A 22,605-nucleotide genomic window follows, 5' to 3' on the forward strand; every position below is an offset into this window, starting at 1 on the left:
GGTGGCTCAGCCTGCCGACACCGACTGTTCCGCGGGAAGCCGGCCGTAGATGCGTTCCGGGGTCAACGGCAGCGCACGGTAGCGGACGCCCGTGGCGTCGTGCACCGCGTTGGCCAGCGCGGGGGCGACCGGGTTGATGCAGCACTCGGCCATCCCCTTCGCCCGCATGGGCCCCACCGAGTCCGCCGAGCCCACCAGGAGGACCTCGGTACGGGGGATGTCGGCGTAGGTGGGGATGCGGTAGTTGCGCAGGTTCGGGTTGACCATGACGCCGTTGCCGTCGACGTGATGGTTCTCGGTCAGGGCGAAGCCGATGCCCTGGGCGACACCGCCCTCGATCTGGCCGCGGACCTGCACCGGGTTGATGATCACCCCGGCGTCGGCCGCCTGCACGCTGTGCAGGATCCGGATCTCGCCCGTCACCCGGTGCACGGCGACCCGGAACCCGTGCGTGTTGGAGGTGACGCTCCGGGGCGAGCCGTACGCCTTGCGCGCGGCCCGGAAGCGGATGCCGCGCCTGCGGGCCAGCGCGACGAGTTCGGCCAGCGACACCCGCCGGTCCTCGCAGGTGACACCGTCGTCGTCCATCGAGCACATCACCACATGGACGCCGGTGTGGGCCGCGGCGAACTCCAGGATGCGGTCGCGCACGGCGTTCGCCGCCCGCAGCACCGCGTTGCCCGCCACGAAGAGGCCGGCGCTCGCGAAGGCACCGGTGTCGAATCCCGTGCGGTCGGTGTCGGACTGCACCAGACGGATCCGGGACGGTGTCGTGCCCAGTTGGTTCGCCGCGATCTGAACGTGGGCCGTGGAGGTTCCCTCGCCGAACTCGACGGTGCCGACGGCGACTTCGTAGATGAGGTCGTCGCCGAGGGTGACCCAGGCCTCGGAGAGGTGTTCCGTCGGGGGCGCGGTCTCGTGCAGGGAACTCGCCACGCCCGCGCCGACGAGCCAGTCGGGGCCGGGGGGCGGCCGGTCGGCCGTACGGGCCAGGGCGCCGTCCACCAGGTCGATGCACTTGGCGAGTCCGTCCTCCGTGAAGGTCACGTCGTCGGGGCCGTCGTCCAGGGCGACCAGGGGTTCGCCGGGCCGCACGATGTTGCGCCGTCGCAGTTCCAGCGGGTCCAGGTGCAGGGCTCGGGCCAGTTCGTCCATCGCCGACTCCACGGCGAAGGCCGGCTGCGTCATCCCGTAACCGCGCAGCGCCCCGCTCGGCACGGTGTTGGTGTAGACGGAGTACGCGTCGTACTTCTTGTTGGGGCAGCGGTAGATCATGACCGCCGCGCCGCCCGCGAACAGCGTCTCGCCGCCGTGGTTGCCGTAGGCGCCGGTGTTGGACACGTTGCGCACCTGGAAGGCGGTGAGGGTGCCGTCGGACTTCGCGCCCAGCCTGACCGTCAGGGACATGGGATGCCGCGGCGAGGCGGTGGTGAACTCCTCCTCCCGGGTGAGCTCCAGGCAGACGGGCCGCCCGGTGTCCAGCGCGGCGAGCGCGACCAGGTCCTCCGTGATGACCTCCTGCTTGCCGCCGAAGCCGCCGCCGACACGCTTGCAGAACACCCGCACCTGGTCCGGGCGCAGCGCGAACAGGTACTCCAGTTTGACCTTCGCGATCGACGGTGACTGCGAGCTGGTACGGACGTTCAGCCGGCCGTCCTCCATCCAGGCGATCGAGCCGTGGGTCTCCAGATGCGCGTGCTGCACCCGTGGTGAGAAGTAGGTGCCTTCGTGGATCACGTCGGCCGCGGCGAACCCCGCGTCGACGTCACCGATGTGCGAGTGCAGCTCGATCAGGATGTTGTGGACGGGGTCGCGGACGAACGGGTCGTGGGAGCCGTGCAGTTGGGGTGCCCCGTCGGCCATCGCCGCCTCCGGGTCGAAGACCGCGGGCAACACCTCGTACGCGACGTCGAGACGCCGGCAGCCCTCCTCGGCCGCCCCGACCGTGTCGGCCAGGACCGCGGCGACGCGCTGGCCGGCGAAGCGGACCGTGTCGTCGAGGATGTAGGTGTCGTCCGGGTCGACCAGGTGGTCGGTGTGGATCGCCGTGGTGAAGCGTCTGCGGGGCACGTCCTGCCAGGTGTAGACCCGGTGCACGCCGGGCACCGCGAGGGCGGCGTGCTTGTCGACGGAGCGGATCCGGGCGTGCGCGTGGGGCGAGTGCAGCACCTTGAGGTGCAGCATGCCGTCGATGTGGGTGTCCATGGTGAACTCGGCATGGCCGGTCACCACGTCGTGTCCCGCGGGCGCGCCGACGCTCGTGCCGACGGCCTTGCCCGGTGCGGCGCTCTCCACCGCGGCCACGCCTTTCACGGCGTCCTCGATCGCCCGGTAGCCGGTGCAGCGGCAGAGGTTGCCCTTCAACGCCCTTGGCAGGTCGGCCTTCTGCTCTTCGGTGAAGGTCGCCGAGGTCATGATCATCCCGGCGGTGCAGAACCCGCACTGGAACCCAGGAGCGTTCTCGAACTGCCGCTGCATGGGGTGCGGGGCGCCCGGCCGTCCGAGGCCCTCGATCGTGGTCACCGCACGTCCGTCCGCGCGGAACGCGGGGGTGATGCAGCTGTGCACCGGTGTGCCGTCCAGCCACACCGTGCAGGCACCGCAGTCGCCCGCGTCGCACCCCTTCTTGACGCCGAAGTGGCCGAGTTCGCGCAGGAAGGTGCGCAGGCACTGGCCGGGGGCCGGCTCCCGGTCGAATGCCCTGCCGTTCACGCGGTAGCTCATGTCAGGTCACCGGCCGTGAGTTCGCGGCGGATCTCCTCGGCGAAGTGCCGGGTCAGATGCCGACGGTGGTCAGGGGATCCGTTGGGGTCGTCGAACCAGACGTCGGCCGGCACGGTGTCGATGCTGCGCCGCAGGGTCCGGGCGTCGGGCAGGGAGTCGAAGGCGATGCGGACCGGCCGGGTGGTCCCGGCGGTGATGGTGAGCAACAGGTCGTGCCCGCCCGACTGTTGGGTGCCGACGAGGAACACGGTCGAGCGGCCGAGCCGGGTCAGCGTGAAACGGCGGTGCGCGACGCGTGCGCGCAGCGCGTGCTCCGGTACGGTGACGCGCCGCAGGATCTCGCCGGGCGCGAGGATGTTGCGGTGGTCGCCCGTGACGAAGTCGACGGCGTCGACGTAGCGCACGGAGCCGTCGGGTGCCCACAGTTCGTACCGCGCCTCCAGCGCGACCGTCAGCGTGATCATCGGGCCTGCGGGCAGGGACATGCAGATGTTGCCGCCGACGGTCGCCGCGTTCCAGACCTTGAACGAGGACAGGAACGCCTCGCAGCTCCGGCGGAAGAGGACTCCGGCGGTCCAGCGCACCGGCCACGGGAAGGCGTACAGATCGCGAATGGTGCAGGTGGCGCTGATCTCCAGGCCTCGGTCCGTCGGGACGAGGGGTTCCCAGCCCAGCGCCGTCAGGTCGATCAGCCGTCGCAGGTCCGGTTGCTCCACGGAGTAGAGCCAGGTCCCGCCCGCGAGCCAGGCGTCGCCCTCGCGCCAGTCCGCGCCCGGCCGCTCGGACGGTCGCCGGACTACTTCGGTGATGGTGTTGAGGTCCATGAGCACCGGCCTAAGGGGACCCGGACACGCGGGAAGTCGACGGTCCCCAGGGGAGGTTGGAGTGGATTCCCGGCTGGTCGAGCAGTTGTCGGCCGCCGTCCCGCACCGTTCGGGGCGGCTGCGCGGCGAAGGACCGGCGGACCCGGACACTCTTGTCACAGTTTATCGCAGTATGTGAGCGTGAGCTCGGCCGAGGAGGGCCGGAACAGGCGCTCAGGCCCGGTGCTCGACGCGTGGCCGTGGCCCGGCCCAGCGCTCGAGCCGCCGCGCACTGCCTGGGGTGCTCCGACTTCACGGGCACGGGGGTGCCGCAGCGGCTCGGCGGAGACGGAGCGGTTCCCCGCCTTCACGACCCGGCCGGAACAGACATTCCCAGGGGCGCGCGATCGGCTGCCTCACCCCCGTGCCGACGTCGTCGTACCCAGCGGTTCGCCCTGTGCGATGCAGCGCCGGGCGCCCTCGTGCGGGTTCACGGAAATCGCGCACCCGTACGAGTGATTCGGGTAAACAGATGTGCCGGGCGCCCGCCCGGCGGACACCCGAAAGGCGAAGTCGTTGGTGAGCACAGTGATGAAAGCCGTCGTCAGGAGAGGGGCCGGGGCCTTGGTGGCGGTCGTGGCGCTGTTGGCCTCGATGCTGGTCACGGCAGGGCCGGCCCGGGCGGACACACCATTACCCGGCGGAAAGGCGAACTGGGTCGTCTCCGTCGGCTACCTGAACCTCGCGACGCTGAACAACTACCGCAACTGGGTCCGGCTCGGGTACTACGTCTTCCAGCCCGACGGCACCGTGATCACCAACTACTGGACCTGGAACCAGCGGGAGCAGGCGCAGCGGGTGCCCGCGATGACGGCGGACTGCGGCGGCGACGTCCCCGCCTGCTCGATCCGCACGGTCGACGGATTCAACGGCAGCCCGATGGGCGGCTTCCGGGGCACCTTCGACTACACCTCGGACGGACGGCTCGTCGTGACCTGGACCACGGACGCCGCGGGTACGGCGCTGTCGCAGCCGGCCACCGAACAGTGGAACATCACCACGGGGCTGGCCGACGGGTGGGCGGCCCGCATCACGAGTCCCACCTTCTACGGGGCCTCCGGCAACAACGTGGAGATCCCGGCGCAGGGCGTCTTCTCCGACTACAACGCCGACTTCGGTGTCGGCTACGGCAGCAACGCCTCGTTCGACGCGACCGGCCGGGCCACGATGAGTCAGCTCGTCAACGATCCGCGCTACAACGCGGAGCCGTACCGGGGTGCGTTCGTCGTGGCCAAGGCGTCGTCGTCCGACCCTGCCACGCGTACGGAGATCGTGGGGCGGGAGGGTTCGGGCGGTGCCTGGACCTTCGGAGCGGCCACGAACCCGTGGAAGACGTGTGCCACGAGCCCGTGCATGGGCTGGCTCCAGCCCAACACCGGGTGCGCGGGCACCGACAAGGACCGGGTCCGCTACATCGGCGAGATCGGCGGGGGCCGCCGCAACACCGAGGAGTACTGGTGCCAGTCCCTGGCCCAGGGCAAGCCTTGCTACGTCCACAACTCCCACCCCCGCCCGATGCTTCAGGTCGTCGACGACGCCGGTGAGTTCCAGGGCTGGGTCGGGATCGAGGCCTTCACCCATGTCGCCACCAGCACCGGTCTGCCGGACGGCAGTTGGATCGAGGGGTACTGGGGGATCTTCGACATGGTGTCGGCCGACCTGCACCCCGTGGTGCCGAGCTGATCCGGCGCGCGGGGCCCGGATCCCGTCGGGTCTCCCGGTGGCGGCCTGTCCGTCGCTCACGCGGGCGGCCGGGTCTCCGTAGCCGCTGCGGCCTGTCCGTCGCTCACGCGGGCGGCCGGGTCGCCGTGGCCGCGGCGAGGACCTCGCCGGCCAGTGGCTTGTCGAGCGCCGCGTGGACCAGGCCGTCGGCCAGCCGGGTGAGGTCGCGGTCGGGGGCGAGGCCGCCGAGTCTCCCGGGCGAGGCCGGCAGTCCGAGCCGCCGGGCCCCCTCCAGGGCCTTGCGGTCGATGTACGGGGCGAGCTCCGGCCACACCCCCTGAACATCGCGCAGGAAGATGTCGGCGCCGGTGGGCCCGATCCCGGGCAGGTCCAGCAGGGCCTGCTTCGGGTCGGGTTCCTCGCGCAGCCGGCGCAGGTCACCGTGCCAGCGGTCGAGCACCAGCGCGGCGCCGTGGCCGAGCATGGTGGCGGTGCGCTCGTCGTAGCGGCGGTAGCCTCCCCGGCCGAGTGCGTCCACGCGGTCCTGCCACGAGGACTCCAGCATCGCCCTCGGGGTGCGCAGCCCCGCCTCGAACAGCGCACGGGCGGCGGCGACGGCGGTGTCGGCCCGGATGGGGGCGCTGAGAAGGGTCGCCAGCACCAGCGTCTGGTAGAGGGGGGCCGGGGTGTTGCGCAGCCGGATGCCGGCCTGCTCCGCGTACGTCCGCTGCTGACGGTCGAGCAGGGCGCGGACCACTGCCTCGTCGGTGGCCCGGGCGGTCCGTCCGCCGGACTTCGGATCGTTCTCGGTGGTCATAGCCCTGTCACCCGCCCTGTCACCCGCCGTGATCGGCTGTCACCGGGCCGGCGGGCGCTCCAGGGCCTGTCCGACCGTTCCCGCTTGCCGCGCGGCGCCATGCAGGCCCCGGAGCCGTCCACCTTCCCCGTACAGGGCCCGCGAGTACCCGTGGGGGTGCGCTTCATGCGGCGGGGCGCGCCGCAGCACACACACCGCGGCCCGGTCCGCACCGCGGGAGCGGGGAGGACCGGGCCGGGCCGGTTCCGGGGGACAGCGGGTCAGGCGCCTGCGGGCACCGGGGTCCGCTCGGCGGTCGTCGTCGTCGCGGCGGCGGCCCGCCGCCGGTGGTAGGTGCGCAGCCGCAGCGTGCACCAGATGCCGATCACGGAGACGGCCATCAGCGCGACCGCGGGCGGCCAGTAGACGCCGCCGGCCAGCGACGCCAGCCAGACCGCGGCGACCGGCGCGAAGCCGCCGAAGACCAGGTTGCAGATCTGGTAGGAGAGCGAGATGCCGGTGTAGCGGACGTGCGGGGCGAACCCGTCGGCCAGGATGGCGGCGATCGGCCCGTACAGCGCGGACATCACGAACCGCATGGCGAGCATCATCAGGTAGATCAGCGCAACGCTGCCGGTACCCATCACCATGAACTGCGGGATCGCCAGGACCACGACGCCCGCGAGACCGCCGACGACCACCCGGTGCGCCCCCACCTTGTCGCCCAGCAGGGACAGGAACGGGGTGACGACCAGTTCCAGGAACGCGGCCAGCGACAGGCCGTTGAGCAGCATCGACTCGGACAGGTGCAGGTCGTCGGTGCCGTACGACAGCAGGTAGCTGGTCACGACGTAGTAGCCGCCGGTCGCGGTGGCCAGCGAGAACACCCCGACCAGGACGGTCTTCCAGTCCTTGTGCAGCACCTCGGCGACCGGCAGGCGGCCGGACTTCTCCTGGTCGGCGTGGATCTCCTCCATCACCGGGGAGTCCTCCAGCTTGGTGCGCACCACCAGGCCGATGCCGACGAGGACCGCGGAGGCGAGGAACGGCACGCGCCAGCCCCAGCTGTCGAAGGCGTCGTCGCCGAACATGTTCATGAGGCTGAACATGCCGGTGGACAGCAGGGCGCCCACCGACGAGCCGAGCTGGGCGAAGGAGCCGAAGAAGGTCGCCCTGCCCTTGGGCGCGTTCTCGACGGCGATCAGCACCGCGCCGCCCCACTCGCCGCCGATCGCGAGGCCCTGGACCAGCCGCAGCACGATCAGCAGGATCGGGGAGAGGACGCCCACCTGGTCGTACGTCGGCAGCAGGCCGATGGCGAACGACGCGATGCCCATCATCAGCAGCGTGATGACGAGGGTCTTCTTACGGCCCACCCGGTCGCCGATGTGCCCGAAGACGATGCCGCCCAGCGGACGCAGCAGGAAGCCGACCGCGAACGTGGCGAAGGACGCGAGGGTCTTCAGCGCCGTCGGCATGTCGGCGGGGAAGAACACGTCGTTGAACACGATCGCCGCGGCCGTGGCGAAGGCGTAGAAGTCGTACCACTCGATGGAGGTGCCGGCCAGGGCGGCGAACGCCGATCTGAACGGGCTCCGGGGCGTGCGTGAGGTGGTGCGGTCCGTCATGGGGACCTCCGGCAACTAGGGATGACGACGGGGACGGGAGCGCGACGGCCGCGACGGGCGAGGCCGTCGGCGGGGCGGCGGGGTGCGGGCGAATCGGCCCGCGGGAGTGTGCGGGCGGATCGGCCCGCGGGGTGTGGGGCATCGGGACCCGGCGGCCGGGCCGTGGGCGGGATCCTCCGGCCGCCGGGCGTGCAGGGGGACGGTGCCCGGCCGCCCGGCGCGCGGTGGCGCCGCCGGGCGCCCGGGTGTCCGGGCGATGCAGGGGTCAGCGGCCGGCCGCGGCCCAGGCGCGGCTGCCGCCGACCCAGGTCTCGCGCACCCGGATGCCGGTCAGCTCGTCGGCCGGCACGGTCAGCGGGTCGGCGTCGAGCACCGTGAAGTCGGCGAGCATGCCCGGCGCGAGGGCGCCGACCGCGTGCTCGCGGTGCAGGGCGCTCGCCGCGGCGGCGGTGTGCGCGTGCAGGCCGTCGGCGACCGGCAGACGCAGCGCCTCGTCGCCGAGGACGGTGCCGAGGACGGTACGGCGGGTCGCGGCGGCGGCGACCCCCTCCAGCGGGGCGGGCGGGGCGACCGGCGCGTCGGAGGAGAAGACGACCGGGACGCCGGCCGTGGCGCAGCGGCCGGCCGGGTTGTAGCGGTGGCCCATGTCGCCGATGGCGGTCAGGGTGCCGTCGCCGGTGCGCAGGTGGTGCTGCGGCTGCATGACGGGGACGACGCCGAGCGCGGCCATGCGGTCGATCTGCTCGTCGGTGGGCAGACCGGAGTGCTCGATGCGGTGGCGCATGTCGCCGCGCGGGCGGTCGGCCTGGGCCTTCTCGATCGCGTCGAGGACCATGCCGATGGCGTACGGGGACTGGGCGTGCGTGGCCGTCTGCAGGCCGGCCGCGTGGGCGCGGCGCACGATCTGGGCGTACTCCTCGACCGAGTGGTAGAGCTGGCCGTGGTGGCAGCAGTCCGCGGCGTAGCCCTCGGGGAAGTAGGCGGTCCAGCCGCCGAGGGTGCCGTCGGCGTAGAACTTCACGCCCTGGATGCGGAAGAGGTCGTCGCCGAAGCCGCGTACCGCGCCCAGTTCGAGGGCCGTGTCGAGGAGCGCGGAGGTCAGATAGGCGGAGACGCGCATGCGCAGGCTGCCGTCGGCGTGGGCGCGCAGGTACGTCTCCATCTCGCGGCGCGAGACCTGCGCGTCGCCGATCGTGGTGACGCCGGCAGCGAGGAACACCTCCTGGGCGCGCAGCAGATGGTCGGCCATGATGTCCTCGGGCTCGGACAGGTGGAAGTTCGGGCCGTGGTTGCCGATCTTCACTCCGGCCGGGCCGGTGAGCAGGTCACAGGCGGCGTCCCAGAGCTGGCCGTCGGGCTCCCCGTTCTCGAAGTGCCCGATGCTGCCTCCCTCGGGCGAGGGGGTGCCCGCGGTGACGCGGCAGGTGCGCAGGGTGTGGGAGTTGACGACTCCGCCGTGGCCGGAGGCGTTCATGACGTAGACCTCGCGGTCGTCGGCGACCCGGTCGAGGTCGTGGCAGTTCGGGTGGCGGCCCTCGGCCAGGCGCCGGTGCTCGTAGCCGAAGCCGCGGACCGGGACGCCGGCGGGCAGGTCGCGGGCGGCCTCGCGCAGCACCTCGACCATGGTGTCGATGTCGCCGACGCGCTCGGGCCGCAGGTCGACCCAGGCGAGGGCCTGGCCGTACATCACCGGGTGGCAGTGCGCGTCGACGAATCCGGGGTGGACCAGGCCGCCGTCCAGCGCCAGTTCCTCGTCCGCCCGGCCGCCGAGCGCCGCGCGGGCGTCCTCGGCGGTTCCGACGTGCACGACGCGGTCGCCACGCACCGCCAGTGCCTCGGCTCGGACCGGGGTGCCCGCGGCGGCGACGTCGGCGCCGGTGACGAGCAGCGTGCGGTCGGGGTTCTGGGTGTGTCGGGGCATGGGGGCCTGCTTTCGACCGGGGAGGTACGGGAGATCGCCGACAGACGATTCGGCATGCAGAACCATAGATAGCGAACGACTGATTGACCAGAGGGGACGTGGAGGAATGTTTGTTACGTCGATTCGCTCGTCTAGTTCCGTATCGTCGGTCGAGCATTCGGTCGGCGGCCGATCGGGGCGCCCGCACTCCCGGCACCGCCCCCGCACTCCCGAGCCGCCGGACGCCGCCCTGTGCCGTCAGGCGCGCCGCCCGGTGCCGTCAGGCCGTGCGCGGCCCCAGGTCGTACCGCTCCTTGATCAGTTCCAGGTGGAGCCAGCTCTCCACCTCGCGCACCGCGGGCAGCGCGCGCATCTCCTCCAGCGTGGCGCGCACCGCGCCGAAGGACTCCGCGGTGATCGTGCCGACGAGTTCGGCGCGACCCAGGCAGGTCGACAGGAACGTCACCCGCGCGAGCCCGGCGACCCGCTCCGCCACGGCCGCCGCCTCCCCGGTCACCCGCAGGCTGAAGCCGCACAGGTAGCCCATGCCGAGCACGTCGGGCCGCACCAGCGCGACGACCTTGGCCACGCCGCCGTCGAGCAGCCGCAGGGTGCGTGAGCGGGTCGCCCCCGGCGACAGGCCGACACGACCCGCCAGCTCGGCGAACGGAAGCCGCCCGTCCTCCTCCAGCTCGGCGAGGATCCGTTCGTCCATCGCGTCCTGCAGCGCGACGGTCGGCTCCTCGGCCAGCAGGTACGGGTCCTTCACGTGCCGGGTCGCGATCAGCGGGTCGACGGTGCGCACGCCCGGCAGCGCCCGGATGTGCTCGACGGTCCGCTCCAGCTCGCCGAAGCCCGCCGTGCGCAGCTCCGTCATGATGGCCCGCCGCCCGCTGGTCAGGGTGACGAACGGCGCCTGCGGGAGGGCGGCGATCTCGCGCGCCACCGGGGCTGCGGCGCCGTGTGTGTCGATGGCCAGATGGGCGGAGGCGGACAGGCTGCGCACGGCCGGATGCACGATGGCCACGACCCGCACGGCACCGGACTCCTGCAGCCGCTGGGCGCGCATCCGGGTGGCCGGACGGGACAGGCCCACCCGCTGCGCCAGCGTCTCGTAGGTCAGCCGCCCATCGGTCTGCAGCTCCCGCACGATCGCCAGATCGGTGTCGTCGAGCGCCACCTGTTCCACCGGCCCTGCCTGGCCGACCTGCTCCACCCGCTCCACCTGCTGATCTCCTCCATGGTCGGACCCACCACCGGACCCACGGCCCGGACGCCGCCCATTCTCGGCCAGCCCACCTGCCGCCTCGACGGCGGGGACTCGGCCGCCCCGACGGCGGGGACTCCACCGCTCGACACCCGCCCCCGGATCGACATCCACAATCATCTCGTCCGGGCTGGACAACCAACACAGTCGAAACGTAACTTCACTACCCGCAAAGCAATCGAATCGTTCTTGGAGGGCGACGTGCCGCGACCTGTCGTCGTGATCACCGACACCGAGGAACTGGATCCCGAGCCCGGCGTGGCCCTGCTGGCCGAGGCCGGCTTCGACGTCAGGGTCGTCGGCAGCCGCGACCCGGAAACGATCGCCGGGGCCGCCCGGGACGCCGACGCGCTGATCGTCGGCTACGCGCGGATCGACGCGGCCCTGCTGGACCGGATGCCGCGGCTGCGGATCCTCGCGACCATGTCCGCGGGCTACGACATGATCGACACCGTCGAGGCCGCCCGCCGGGGCCTGTGGGTGGCGAACCTGCCCGGCTCGGCCACCGAAGAGGTCGCGGTGCACGCCCTCGCCTCGGCGCTCGCCCTGACCCGGCGGCTGCCACAGGCCGACGCCGTGGTCCGCGCCGGCGGCTGGAACACCGACTTCACCGAAGTGCCGCGCCGCGCGAGCGGGATGACGCTCGGCCTGCTCGGCTTCGGCAGGATCGCCCGCGCCCTCGCCCGACTCGCCGCACCCGTCTTCGGCCGCGTCGTCGCCCACGACCCGCACACCGCCGACTGGCCCACGGACGTCGAGCGGGTCGACCTGGACACCCTCGTGGCGAGCGCCGACGTCCTGTCGCTGCACACCGCGTCGACCCCGCGGACCCGGGGCATCGTCGACGCCGCACTGCTCGCCCGCACCCGCCCCGGCGCCGTTCTCGTCAATGTCTCCCGCGGCGACCTCGTCGACCCTGCCGCCCTGCTCGCCGCGCTCGACAGCGGGCGACTCGCCGGTGCCGCGCTCGACGTGTTCCCGGTCGAGCCGCCCGCCGCCGACGACCCGCTGCGCAGCCACCCGCGGCTGCTGCTCTCACCGCACAGCGCCTTCCTCTCCGACGCCTCGCTGCGCGCCTACGCCACCGAGCCCGCACGCAACGTCATCGCCTGGTGGACCACCGGCCGCCCGCACACGCCCGTCGTCGTCCCGGATCCGGTTCCGGCATCCGCCGCCTCACCCCGCCACACCCAAGGAGCATCCGCGTGACCGACACCCTCACCGCCCCCGTCACGGGCGGCACCGACGCCTCCGCGGCCGCGGAGGAGCTGCGCCTGCGGCGCGAACTCGCCGCCGTGTACCGCCTGGTCGCGCACTTCCGCATGACCGACCTGATCTTCACCCACATCTCGCAGCGGCTGCCCGGCCCGGACCACCACTTCCTCATCAACCCCTACGGCCTGCTCTTCGAGGAGATCACCGCCTCCGACCTGGTCAAGATCGACCTGGACGGCAACGCCGTCGAGCCGAGCCCGCACCCGGTGAACCCGGCCGGCTTCGTGATCCACAGCGCGATCCACAAGGCGCGCCCCGACGCCCACTGCGTGCTGCACACCCACACCAAGGCGGGCTGCGCCGTCGCCGCCCAGCAGGGCGGTCTGCTGCCGGTGAACCAGATGTCGATGGAGTTCCACAACCGCGTCGGCTACCACGACTACGAGGGCGTCGCCCTCAACCTCGAGGAGCAGGAACGCCTGGTCGACGACCTCGGCGCCCACCCGGCGCTGATCCTGCGCAACCACGGTCTGCTGACCGTCGGCGACAGCGCCAAGCAGGCGTTCCTGCGCATGTACTACCTGGAGAAGGCCTGCGAGATCCAGGTCACCGCCCAGGCCGGCGGTGCCCCGCTGATCCTGCCCTCGGAGCAGGTGTGCGAGTACACCGCCCGGCAGCTCGCCGGCGAGGCCGCCTCCGACTTCGAGGACCACGACGCCTACGACCTCGCCTGGGCCGCGCTGCTGCGCCTGGTCGAGCGCATCGCACCCGACTACAAGGACTGACCGCGTCCAGGGCCGGAGAACCCGCCGCGCTCCGGCCCACGCTCCGGCCGCGCTCCGGTCGCTCTCAGCCGACGGGAGCGGCGGACAGCGGCCCGTGTCCCCCGGCTGTCCCGGCGGAACCCGGAGCGGCGGAGTCGACGGAGCCGGTGCCCGTGGCGGCGGAAGCCGCGGGGAGCGCGTCCCCGGCAGCCGAGTCCGCCGGAGCGGCGTGCGCGGCCGCGTCCGCCGTCCCGTTCGCGAACTGGGTGCGATACAGCTCCGTGTAGCGGCCCTCGGCGGCCAGGAGCTGGTCGTGAGTGCCGCGCTCGACGACCCGGCCCGCCTCGATCACCAGGATCTGGTCCGCGGCGCGCACGGTGGACAGCCGGTGGGCGATCACGATCGCGGTGCGGCCGGCCAGGGCCTCGGTGAGCGCCTCCTGGACGGCCGCCTCCGAGGTGTTGTCGAGATGGGCGGTGGCCTCGTCGAGGATCACGACGCGCTGGCGGGCCAGGAGCAGCCGGGCGATGGTCATGCGCTGGCGTTCGCCGCCGGAGAGCCGGTAGCCGCGTTCCCCGACGACCGTGTCGAGGCCGTCGGGCAGGGATCGTACGAGGGTGTCCAGCCGGGCCCGGCGCAGCGCGTCCCACAGTTCGTCCTCGGCGGCGCCGGGGCGTGCCAGCAGCAGGTTGGCCCGGACCGAGTCGTGGAACAGGTGGCCGTCCTGGGTGACCATGCCCAGGGTCTCTCGCAGGGAGGCGGCGGTGAGGTCGCGCACGTCGACGCCGCCGACGCGCACGGCGCCCTCGTCGACGTCGTAGAGGCGCGGCAGGAGCTGGGCGATGGTGGACTTGCCGGCGCCGGAGGAGCCGACCAGGGCGACCGTCTGGCCCGGCTCGGCGCGGAAGGAGATGCCGCGCAGCACCTCGGCGCCGCCGCGGGTGTCGAGGGAGGCGACCTCCTCCAGGGAGGCGAGGGAGACCTTGTCGGCGGACGGGTAGCCGAAGCGGACGTCGTCGAACTCGACGGCCACCGGCCCGTCGGGGACCGGACGGGCGTCCGCCTTCTCCTCGATGAGCGGCTTCAGGTCGAGCACCTCGAAGACCCGCTCGAAGCTGACGAGCGCGCTCATCACCTCGACCCGGGCTCCGGCCAGCGCGGTGAGCGGGGCGTAGAGACGGGTCAGCAGCAGGGCGAGGGAGACGACCGCGCCGGGCTCCAGGGTGCCGCGCAGGGCGAACCAGCCGCCGAGGCCGTAGACGAGGGCCAGGGCCAGGGCGGAGACCAGGGTCAGGGCCGTCATGAACACCGACTGGGCGGTGGCGGTGCGCACGCCGATGTCCCGCACGAGACCGGCGCGGACGGTGAACTCCTGCGACTCCTCCTCGGGCCGGCCGAAGAGCTTGACGAGGGTGGCGCCCGGGGCGGAGAAGCGTTCCGTCATCCGGGTGCCCATCGCCGCGTTGAGGGTGGCCGCCTCCCGCTGCATCCGGGCCATCCGGCTGCCCATGCGTCTGGCCGGCACCACGAACACCGGGAGCAGCACCAGGGCGAGCAGGGTGATCTGCCAGGACAGGGTCAGCATGACGACGAGCGTGAGCAGCAGCGTGACCAGGTTGCTGACGACTCCGGAGAGTGTGTTGCTGAACGCGCGCTGGGCGCCGATCACGTCGTTGTTGAGACGGGAGACGAGCGCTCCCGTACGAGTGCGTGTGAAGAACGCGACCGGCATCCGCTGCACATGATCGAACACCGCCGTCCGGAGATCGAGGATGAGCCCTTCGCCGAGCATGGCCGACAGCCGCCTGCCCAGGATGCCGAGCGCCGCCTCCAGCACCGCGATCAGCGCGATGAGCAGGGCGAGCCGTACGACCGTGCGCTGGTCCCCGTGCGACACGATCGCGTCCACGACGTGGCCGGCCAGGACCGGCGTCGCCACGGCGGTCAGCGCGGTCACCACCCCGAGGACGACGAACAGCGCGATACGGCGCCGGTGCGGGCGGGCGAACGCGCCGATGCGGCGCAAAGTCGCGCGGTTGTAGGGGCGGCGTTCCTGCCGGGCGTTCATGACGCTGTACAGCTGCGTCCAGGCGGTGGTTTCCATGCTCATGAGACAGAACTTAGGACCTCAAGCTTCGTTGAGGTCAATGTCCGTCCGGAATTCCCGCAGACGAAGGATCCGATGACCCTTTCTCCCCATCCGCTGCCCGTCCGTAAGCCCCTGTCCCCGCAGCCGCAACCCGTCGTTGACGTGGTGCGGAAAACCTCTCCCACTGTGACCCGCGTCCCCGTCCGCCAGATTCTCTGCCTGCTTCCGCTGCTGCTGCTCGGCGTGGTCGCGGTGCAGCACCGCTCCGTGCTGGCCGAGGGCATCGGCCACCTGCGCGGCGCCGAGTGGCCCTGGCTGCTGGCCGCGGCCGGGGCGACCTGCCTGACCTGGGTGGCGGCGGCCTTCACCCGCCAGGGCGCGCTCGTCGAACGGCTGCCCAGACGACGGCTGCTCCTCACCCAGTTCGCCGCGGGCGCGGCCAACCACCTGCTGCCCACCGGGCTGGGCGCGAGCGCCGTGAACCTGCGCTTCATGACGGTCTGCGGGGTGCCGCTGGCCCGGTCGTCGGCCGCCCTCGCGCTGTATCTGCTCGCCGAGAGCGTCGGGCGGGTGGGTCTGCTGGCCGCGCTGCTCCTGGCCTTCCCGCACGCGCTGCGGGTCGGCACCCTGCTGCCGCACGGGGCGCTCGGGCCCCTGCTGTGGGCCGCGGGCGGCGTCGTGGCCGTGGCCGCGGTCGTGCTCGCGGCGGTACGCAGGCTGCGCAACGCCGTGCTCTCCTTCCTGCGCACCGCGCTCGGCGAGGCACGCTCGGTGCACACCCGTCCGGCGCGGGCGTTCGCCCTGTGGGGCGGTTCGCTGGCGTTCCCGGCGCTCCAGGCCACCGGTCTTGCGGCGGTCGGGCAGGCGCTGGGGCTGCCGGTGCCGCCCGCGCACATCGCGGTGGCCTACCTCGCGGCGACCGTCGCCGTGGCCCTGGTGCCCACCCCGGGCGGGCTCGGCTCGGTCGACGCGGCCCTGATCGTGGCACTGGTGGCGGCGGGCGGCCCGGTGGCGGTGACCACGGCGGTGGTCCTGGCGTACCGGATCATCACCGTGTGGCTGCCGCTGCTGCCGGGGGCGCTGACGCTGGGCGCGCTGGTGCGGCTGAAGGTGATCTGACCCGGCAGGACCTGGGTCCCCGGTCGAGCCCGGAGCGCTCCTGCGAGACTCGCCCCAGCGAACTCGACGGACGCGACGGACGCGACGAGCCCGTCGTACGGAAGGGGATCCCACCATGCCGATCCGGACGGAACGCCGGGGATACGTCACGACTGTCGTGCTCTCCCGGCCCGAGGCCCGCAATGCGGTGGACGGCACCACGGCCGCCGAACTGGCCGCCGCCTTCCGCGAGTTCGAGGCGGACGACGAGGCACGGGTGGCGGTGCTCTGGGGCGAGGGCGGTACGTTCTGCGCGGGCGCCGACCTCAAGGCGGCGGGCGGCGAGCACGGCAACCGGGTCGCGGAGGACGGCGACGGCCCGATGGGGCCGACCCGGATGCGGCTGTCCAAGCCGGTGATCGCCGCCGTCGCCGGACACGCCGTGGCCGGGGGGCTGGAGCTGGCGCTCTGGTGCGATCTGCGGGTCGCCGAGGAGGACGCCGTCTTCGGGGTGTTCTGCCGCCGCTGGGGCGTGCCCCTCATCGACGGCGGCACGGTACGGCTGCCCCGGCTGATCGGTACGAGCCGCGCCCTGGACATGATCCTGACCGGCCGCCCGGTGCCGGCCCGGGAGGCCTACGAGATGGGGCTGGCGAACCGGGTGGTCGCCACCGGCACCGCCCGCGCGGCGGCCGAGGAACTGGCCGCCGCGATCGCCCTCTTCCCGCAGGCGTGCCTGCGGTCCGACCGGGCCTCGGTCCTGGACCAGGAGGGCCTGGACGAGGCGGCGGCGATCCGGGGCGAGCTGCGCCACGGCATGGGTGTACTGGCGGAGGGCCTGGAGGGCGCGGCCCGCTTCGCGGGGGGTGCGGGGCGGCACGGGGCGTTCGGGGACCTCTGAGGGACCCGCCTCGTGAGCGCCGTCGCGGACGGTCGGGTGAGTGCCGCGGTCAGGCGAGTGACACCCGTACCGGGCCGCCCTTCGGATCGACCCGTCCGGTCCAGTGGGCGGTGAGGGTCAGGGTGCGATGGGGCACGGCGGTGCGGGTGCGCGGGCGCTCGGTGTGCAGGAGGCGGTCGTCCTGGCTGACGTGCAGGACCGGGCGGGCGACCACGATCGAGGTGCGCAGGACGTACGGACCCCACCCGCCCGGCATGCCGTCGGCCGGGACGACTCGGCTCGGCGCGACATGCTTCGGCCAGACTCGGTTCGGCGCGACTCGGTTCGGCGCGACATGGTTCGGGACGACACGGTTCGGGACGACACGGTTCGGGGCGATCCAGCGCAGCGGCGGGTCCACCAGCAGCGGGACGCCGTCGGGCCAGCCGCCCGTGGCGAGCCAGTCCCGGACCGTGCTGCCCGCGTACGCGCCCTCGCGGGCGGCCGTCGCCGCGCTCTCCACGGCGTGCAGCACGCTGCCGGCGGCGAAGACACCGGGCCGCGAGGTGCGCAGGCCGCCGTCGACGGCGGGACCGCGGGTGCCGGGGTCCAGCGACAGTCCACCGCGCCGGGCCAGTTCGTGGTCGGGGACGAAGTCGCCGGTGAAGACCACGGTGTCGCAGGCGAGCGTGGCCGTGCGGCCGTCGCGGTGGCGGACCCGTACGCCGGACAGCCGCCCACGGCCGACGAGTTCGGTCACCGAGGTGCCGGTCAGCAGCGGCAGCCGGTGCCGCAGCCGGGCGTCCGCGGCCCGCGCAGGCGCCGTCTGGGCGCGGGACAGGTCGGTCACCATGGCCGCCACGACGACTCCGGCGGCCCGCAGGGTGGCGGCCGCCGCGTACGAGACGTCCTCCGCGCCGACGACCACCGCGCGGGTGCCGATGTGCTGTCGGTACAGGTGCACCGCCTGCTGGAGTTCGCCGGTGGTGTACACGCCGGCCGGGCGGGTGCCGGGCACCAGCCGTGCGGCGCGCGGCCGTTCCCGGGCCCCGGTGGCCAGGACGACCGCGCGGGCGTCGATCGTCTCCGGCCCGTGCGGGCCGACGGTGTGCAGGGACAGCGGTCCGGCCCAGTCGAGGGCGGTCACGCCGGTACGGACGCTCACCCCGGCCCGGTCCGCCGCTTCGAGCAGCAGCCGGGCGTACCCGGGTCCGGTCAGCGGGTGCAGCCAGGTGCCGTAGCCGCCGTGGGCGCAGTGCCGGGGCACTCCCCCGGCCTCTTGCTCGCGGTCCAGTACCTCGACCCGGCCCACGCCCGCCGTGGCCAGCCGGGCGGCCGTCGCCAGTCCGGCCGGGCCGGCCCCGACGACGAGGACGTCGACCCGGCGTACGGCCGTCACGTCCCGGCCTCCTCGGCCCGTGCCCGTCCGGCCGTCACCGCTGTGCCGCCTGGCTGTGCCTCCTCGAACAGCGCCCGTACCGCCGCCCCGCAGTAGAAGCCCTGGCAGCGGCCGGCTCTGGCCCGGGTCCTGCGGCGCAGCCCCTCCAGGGTGCGCGCGGGGACCGTGGCAGTGAGCGCGTCGCGGATCTCGCCGCGGGAGACGCGTTCGCAGTGGCAGACGAGGCGGCCGTACTCCGGGTCGGCGGCGATGAGTTCGGCCCGCTGGTAGGGGCGGGGGAACGCCTCGCCGAGGTTGGGCATGCGGACCGGTTCCAGGTCCCGGGCCGGGGCCGCGTCGAGTCCGTCGGCGGTGAGCAGGCCGACGACGTGCTCGGCGATGGCGAGGGACGCGGTCAGCCCGGTGGAGCGGATGCCGCCGACGGTGACGTACGCCTGCCCGGGGTGGGCGCGGATGCGGTAGTCCTCGTGCTCGGTGGCGGCGCGCAGGCCCGCGTAGCCGGCCGTGACCTCCTCCGCGAGCAGCTCGGGCAGGATGCGGCGGCCCTGCTCGCGCAGCCGGGACAGACCTTCGGCGGTGGACTCGGTGGCCCGTCGGTCGTGCAGGTCCTCCGCGGTGGGGCCGAGCAGGACGTTGCCGTAGACGGTGGGGGCGACCAGGACGCCCTTGCCGAGCGCGGTGGGGACGGGCAGCAGGATGTGCCGGACCAGGTCGCGGGCGGCCTTGTCGAAGACGAGGAGCTGGCCCCGGCGCGGGGTGACGGTGAAGTCGTGCCGGCCGAACCGCCGGTCGAGGGTGTCGGCGTGCAGACCGGCCGCGTTGACCAGCCGGCGGGCGCGCAGTTCGCCCCTCGCGGTGCCGAGGACATGCATGCCGTCCTGCCGGCTCGCCTGCTCCACGGGCGAGTTGAGGTGCAGGTCGACCGCGTTGCGGACCGCCTGGGTGGCGTACGCGAGGGTCGTCGTCCAGGGGCAGATGATGCTCTCGCCGGGTATGTGCAGGGCGCCCAGGGCGCCGGGGCCCAGGTGCGGTTCGCGGGCGTACAGCGCGGCGGGATCCAGGTGTCGGGCGTCGTGGTAGCCGTTGCGCACGGCCTTGTCCGCGAGGCGGGGCAGCGCGGCGAGCTGTTCCTCGTCCCAGGCGACGAGCAGCGCGCCGACGGGTTCGACGGGGATGCCGCACTCGGTGGCGTACGCGGCCAGCAGCCGGGCGCCCTCGCGGACCAGGCGGGCCTCCAGGGAGCCGGGGACGGCGTCGAAGCCGGTGTGCAGGATGGCCGTGTTGGCCTTGGAACTGCCCTGTCCGACGTCGTCCTGCGCCTCGACGAGCGCGATGCGCAGCCCGGGGCGGCGGGCGAGTTCCCGGGCGATCGCGCAGCCGACGACTCCGGCGCCGACGACCGCCACGTCGTAGGTCGTCGCGGGCAGGGGCCCGTGCGCGCTGACCGTCATCCGCGCGTCCGACCCACGGACGTACAGCTCACGCCCATACGCCTCACGCACGCACCGCTCACCCACGCACCGCTCACCCACGTACAGCTCACGCGCGTCCCGGCGAGGAAGGCGGCCGCCGGGCGTGTCATACGGGCGCCCCGTCCAGCAGCGCGGCCACCGCCGCGCGGAAGGTGGCGCGGCGTTCGGCCGCCTGGCCGGGCGAGATGCGCGGCTCGTAGACGGCCGCGGGCTTCCACTCCGGCAGGGCGTCGGCGACCGTCGTCCCCGGCACGGCGCCGAGCAGGGCCAGGGCGCCGGTCCCCAGGGCGGTCGCGTCGGGCAGCGCGGACACCTCGACAGGGCGTTGCAGCAGGTCGGCCTGGGTCTGCATGAGCAGCGCGGAGCGGGTCAGGCCGCCGTCGACGCGCAGTTCGGACAGCGGGACGCCCTGGTCGGCCGCGGCAGCGTCGGCGAGTTCGGCCACCTGGGCGGCGAGGCCCTCGCACAGCGCGTGCACCACGTGCCCGGGGCCGGTGTCGAGGCCGAGCCCGGTGAGCGAGCCGCGGATGTCACCGCGCCACCAGGGGGCGGCGAGGCCGGCCAGCGCCGGTACGAAGGTGACGCCGCCGCTGTCGAAGGCGGTGCCGCCGACCCGGTCGAGGTCGGTGGCGCCGGTGATGACGCCGAGGTCGGTGAGCCAGCGGACGGCGGAGGCGGCCGTGTAGACCTGGCCGTCGAGGCAGTAGGCGGTGCGTCCGCCGAGCCGCCAGGCGACGCAGCTGACCAGTCCCGAGGTGCCGCGCATCGGGGTGTCGCCGGTGTGGGCGAGCAGGAAGGCGCCGGTGCCGTAGGTGCACTTGGCGCCGCCGGGCGCGGTGACGCGCTGGGCGAGCAGGGCGGCCTGCTGGTCGACGACGAGTCCGGTGAGCGGGATCTCGGGGCCGAAGGCGGTGGTGGTGCCGACGGGGGCGGCGTTGTCGACGACGTCGGGGAGCCGTTCGCCGGACAGCCCGTACAGGTCGAGGGCGCGGGGCGACCAGCCGGCCCGGTCGAGGTCGAGGAGCTGGGTGCGCCCGGCGGTCGCGGCGTCGGTGACGAAGCTGCCGGTGAGCCGGTGCACGAGCCACGCGTCGCTGGTGGTCACCACCCCCTCGCGGGTGAGATGACGTCGTATCCAGGCCATTTTCGGCGCGGCGAAATAGGGGTCGAGCGGGAGGCCGGTGAGGTGACGTAACTCATCCGCGTGTTCGGCCAGTTCGGTGCACACGCTCTGGGCGCGGCGGTCCTGCCAGACGAGCGCGTCGGTCAGCGGGCGGCCGTCGGCGGGGTCCCAGGCGAGCACCGTCTCGCCCTGGTTGGCGAGGCCCACCGCGATGACGGGTTCACCGGCCTCGGCCAGGGCGCGGGTACCGGCCTCGACCACCGAGGCGTACAGCTCGCCCGGGTCGACCTCGACCAGGCCACCGGGCAGATGGCGGGGACGCACGGCCGTGAACCCAGTGCCGATGACGCCACGTTCGGGGCAGATCACCAGCGCCTTGGTGCCGGACGTGCCCTGGTCTACGGCGAGTACCGGACCTGTCATCTACACCTCTTCCGCAGGTGATCCGGAGGTGATCACAGCCCGACAGCCTGCCGTCGTCGCCGGTACCGCGTCAAGCGCCGCCCACCTGACGCCCCACCTCACTCATCGTTGGCTGAGGGACAGTCAACTAAGCGCGTAGATAACGAAGTTCGAGACCAACCGGAATCCGGCGGTGATGCCTAACAAGCACCTCTATAGTGACCGCCGTCCCGGCGCGATCTCCTCGACTGCCGCCCAGAGGAGGGCTGTTGTTACTCCACCCTGCCGTCATGCCCCGCCCTCGTCCCGGGGCGGTCGGCTGATGGCCAGAGAGGGAGCCCGACCCTCCTACGACCCCGCAGGCCACGATTCCGCGCTGCGTGCCGCCCTCCAGGAGCTGCGTGCCGGACGCTGGATGTCGATGCGCGGGCTGCTCGACGAGACCGCCCAGTGGTGGCAGTGGACACAACGCACCCAGGTGCTGGCGGCGGCCGCCGCCGGCAGCGACGTGGTGCGCGCCTGGCTGGCCGAGGAGCCGTCCAGCGTCCCGGCGGCGGTGATGCACGCCCGGGTGGCCGTGGAGCGGGCCCTGCGGGCGCACCGGGAGAGCCACCGCCGCGCCCATGAACTGTGGATCGAGGCCTGGGACGCCAGCCGTACCGCCGCCGACCGCGCGCCCGCGGATCCGGTCCCGTGGGTGTGCCTGCTGTCGCTGGCGCAGCTGGACCGGCAGCTGCTGTGGGACGAGCACCGGGTGGCGGCACCGGAGCCGACGCTGCCGCCGGGTCCCTGGGGCCTGCTGGGCGAGGCCGACCGGCGTGACCCGTTCAACCGCGAGGCCCACCACCGCATGGTGCAGTTCCTGTACACGCGTGCGGCCTCGGAGCGGCTGGCGGAGGCGACCGGCTATGCCCACCGGGTCGCCGGGGCCGCACCGCAGGGGTCCCCGCTGCATCTGCTGCCGCTGTACGTGCGGGCCGAGCGCTACCGGCGCGGCGGTGGCCGCGACGCCGCCCTGGACCTGCACTGGGTGGCGGAGGACGCCAGCCGTGAGGCGCGGCGGGCGCTGGTGACCTGGTTCGAGTCGAGCGTCCCCGAGCAGCGTTCCCCGCAGGACCTCAACCATCTGGCGCACGCCCTGTGGGGCGCGCTCAGGTTCCCGGACGCGGCCCGGGTGTTCGATGCCATCGGGCCGTACTACACGCCTGTGCCCTGGGCGTACCGCGCCCCGGACGGCGGCCGGGCCATGGAGGTCTTCCTCCAGGCCCGCACGCGGTCCCGGGCGGCCTCGCACGACCCCGACTGACGCACCCCCTCGACGTA

General features: G+C 73.4%; 16 protein-coding genes. 6 read left to right on the top strand and 10 right to left on the bottom strand.

What is annotated here, in order from left to right; all coding sequences use genetic code 11:
- Positions 1–6: 6 nt before the first annotated feature.
- Both ACZ7OY_RS06760 and ACZ7OY_RS06765 read right to left on the bottom strand, forming a co-directional pair.
- Positions 7–2,724 carry a molybdopterin-dependent oxidoreductase gene (locus ACZ7OY_RS06760; RefSeq protein ID WP_471910400.1) on the bottom strand — a complete coding sequence of 906 codons (2,718 nt, stop codon included), beginning with the start codon at positions 2,722–2,724 and terminating at the stop codon, positions 7–9.
- Positions 2,721–3,548, bottom strand: a complete 828-nt coding sequence (locus tag ACZ7OY_RS06765) for an FAD binding domain-containing protein (protein ID WP_471910401.1) — start codon at positions 3,546–3,548, stop codon at positions 2,721–2,723. Before ACZ7OY_RS06765 ends, ACZ7OY_RS06760 begins: the two co-directional genes overlap by 4 nt.
- A gap of 558 nt (positions 3,549–4,106) precedes the next feature.
- Between ACZ7OY_RS06765 and ACZ7OY_RS06770 the strand changes: the two genes are divergently transcribed.
- Positions 4,107–5,270 (top strand): hypothetical protein, encoded by a 1,164-nt coding sequence (locus tag ACZ7OY_RS06770; protein ID WP_471910402.1) that lies wholly within the window; start codon positions 4,107–4,109, stop codon positions 5,268–5,270.
- A 103-nt stretch (positions 5,271–5,373) separates the two neighbouring features.
- Here the strand turns inward: ACZ7OY_RS06770 and ACZ7OY_RS06775 are convergent, their stop codons facing one another.
- The 4 genes from ACZ7OY_RS06775 to ACZ7OY_RS06790 all read right to left on the bottom strand — a co-directional run bounded on the left by ACZ7OY_RS06775 (position 5,374) and on the right by ACZ7OY_RS06790 (position 10,798).
- Positions 5,374–6,066: an HhH-GDP family DNA glycosylase gene (locus ACZ7OY_RS06775; protein ID WP_471910403.1), complete on the bottom strand. Its 693-nt coding sequence runs from the start codon at positions 6,064–6,066 to the stop codon at positions 5,374–5,376.
- A 260-nt stretch (positions 6,067–6,326) separates the two neighbouring features.
- A complete protein-coding gene (locus ACZ7OY_RS06780; RefSeq protein WP_471910404.1) occupies positions 6,327–7,673 on the bottom strand; it encodes an MFS transporter in 1,347 nt (448 codons plus the stop codon).
- Between the two features lie 265 nt (positions 7,674–7,938).
- Positions 7,939–9,594, bottom strand: coding sequence for an amidohydrolase (locus ACZ7OY_RS06785; RefSeq protein WP_471910405.1), 1,656 nt, complete (start codon positions 9,592–9,594; stop codon positions 7,939–7,941).
- A gap of 259 nt (positions 9,595–9,853) precedes the next feature.
- On the bottom strand, positions 9,854–10,798 hold the full coding sequence (locus ACZ7OY_RS06790) for an Lrp/AsnC family transcriptional regulator (protein WP_471910406.1): 945 nt from the start codon (positions 10,796–10,798) through the stop codon (positions 9,854–9,856).
- A 243-nt stretch (positions 10,799–11,041) separates the two neighbouring features.
- Here ACZ7OY_RS06790 and ACZ7OY_RS06795 point away from each other — a divergent pair, with 243 nt between their 5' ends.
- Positions 11,042–12,049, top strand: a complete 1,008-nt coding sequence (locus ACZ7OY_RS06795) for a C-terminal binding protein (protein WP_471910407.1) — start codon at positions 11,042–11,044, stop codon at positions 12,047–12,049.
- Positions 12,046–12,840 carry a class II aldolase/adducin family protein gene (locus ACZ7OY_RS06800; RefSeq protein WP_471910408.1) on the top strand — a complete coding sequence of 265 codons (795 nt, stop codon included), beginning with the start codon at positions 12,046–12,048 and terminating at the stop codon, positions 12,838–12,840. The genes ACZ7OY_RS06795 and ACZ7OY_RS06800 overlap by 4 nt, the downstream gene beginning before the upstream one ends.
- Positions 12,841–12,904: 64 nt before the next feature.
- Here the strand turns inward: ACZ7OY_RS06800 and ACZ7OY_RS06805 are convergent, their stop codons facing one another.
- Positions 12,905–14,923, bottom strand: coding sequence for an ABC transporter ATP-binding protein (locus ACZ7OY_RS06805; RefSeq protein WP_471911175.1), 2,019 nt, complete (start codon positions 14,921–14,923; stop codon positions 12,905–12,907).
- Positions 14,924–15,094: 171 nt separating this feature from the next.
- Here ACZ7OY_RS06805 and ACZ7OY_RS06810 point away from each other — a divergent pair, with 171 nt between their 5' ends.
- Both ACZ7OY_RS06810 and ACZ7OY_RS06815 read left to right on the top strand, forming a co-directional pair.
- Positions 15,095–16,027 (top strand): lysylphosphatidylglycerol synthase transmembrane domain-containing protein, encoded by a 933-nt coding sequence (locus ACZ7OY_RS06810; RefSeq protein WP_471910409.1) that lies wholly within the window; start codon positions 15,095–15,097, stop codon positions 16,025–16,027.
- Between the two features lie 115 nt (positions 16,028–16,142).
- Positions 16,143–16,907: a crotonase/enoyl-CoA hydratase family protein gene (locus ACZ7OY_RS06815; RefSeq protein ID WP_471910410.1), complete on the top strand. Its 765-nt coding sequence runs from the start codon at positions 16,143–16,145 to the stop codon at positions 16,905–16,907.
- 49 nt (positions 16,908–16,956) lie between these two features.
- Here the strand turns inward: ACZ7OY_RS06815 and ACZ7OY_RS06820 are convergent, their stop codons facing one another.
- From ACZ7OY_RS06820 to ACZ7OY_RS06830, 3 genes are all read right to left on the bottom strand, one after another.
- The gene (locus ACZ7OY_RS06820) at positions 16,957–18,285 is read right to left on the bottom strand and encodes an NAD(P)/FAD-dependent oxidoreductase (protein ID WP_471910411.1); all 1,329 of its coding nucleotides are present in this window, start codon (positions 18,283–18,285) and stop codon (positions 16,957–16,959) included.
- On the bottom strand, positions 18,282–19,736 hold the full coding sequence (locus tag ACZ7OY_RS06825; protein ID WP_471911176.1) for an FAD-dependent oxidoreductase: 1,455 nt from the start codon (positions 19,734–19,736) through the stop codon (positions 18,282–18,284). Before ACZ7OY_RS06825 ends, ACZ7OY_RS06820 begins: the two co-directional genes overlap by 4 nt.
- Before the next feature lie 127 nt (positions 19,737–19,863).
- Positions 19,864–21,303, bottom strand: a complete 1,440-nt coding sequence (locus ACZ7OY_RS06830) for an FGGY family carbohydrate kinase (RefSeq protein ID WP_471910412.1) — start codon at positions 21,301–21,303, stop codon at positions 19,864–19,866.
- Positions 21,304–21,604: 301 nt separating this feature from the next.
- Here ACZ7OY_RS06830 and ACZ7OY_RS06835 point away from each other — a divergent pair, with 301 nt between their 5' ends.
- The gene (locus ACZ7OY_RS06835; protein ID WP_471910413.1) at positions 21,605–22,588 is read left to right on the top strand and encodes a hypothetical protein; all 984 of its coding nucleotides are present in this window, start codon (positions 21,605–21,607) and stop codon (positions 22,586–22,588) included.
- Positions 22,589–22,605 lie beyond the last annotated feature (17 nt).

The organism is Streptomyces sp. NPDC107559 (genome assembly GCF_055657365.1).

Coding starts and splice junctions, on each gene's coding strand:
- ACZ7OY_RS06835 (WP_471910413.1), top strand. CDS start 21,605: ATGGCCAGAGAGGGAGCCCGACCCTCCTACGACCCCGCAGGCCACGAT.
- ACZ7OY_RS06815 (WP_471910410.1), top strand. CDS start 16,143: ATGCCGATCCGGACGGAACGCCGGGGATACGTCACGACTGTCGTGCTC.
- ACZ7OY_RS06830 (WP_471910412.1), bottom strand. CDS start 21,303: ATGACAGGTCCGGTACTCGCCGTAGACCAGGGCACGTCCGGCACCAAG.
- ACZ7OY_RS06785 (WP_471910405.1), bottom strand. CDS start 9,594: ATGCCCCGACACACCCAGAACCCCGACCGCACGCTGCTCGTCACCGGC.
- ACZ7OY_RS06805 (WP_471911175.1), bottom strand. CDS start 14,923: ATGGAAACCACCGCCTGGACGCAGCTGTACAGCGTCATGAACGCCCGG.
- ACZ7OY_RS06760 (WP_471910400.1), bottom strand. CDS start 2,724: ATGAGCTACCGCGTGAACGGCAGGGCATTCGACCGGGAGCCGGCCCCC.
- ACZ7OY_RS06780 (WP_471910404.1), bottom strand. CDS start 7,673: ATGACGGACCGCACCACCTCACGCACGCCCCGGAGCCCGTTCAGATCG.
- ACZ7OY_RS06775 (WP_471910403.1), bottom strand. CDS start 6,066: ATGACCACCGAGAACGATCCGAAGTCCGGCGGACGGACCGCCCGGGCC.
- ACZ7OY_RS06825 (WP_471911176.1), bottom strand. CDS start 19,736: ATGACGGTCAGCGCGCACGGGCCCCTGCCCGCGACGACCTACGACGTG.
- ACZ7OY_RS06765 (WP_471910401.1), bottom strand. CDS start 3,548: ATGGACCTCAACACCATCACCGAAGTAGTCCGGCGACCGTCCGAGCGG.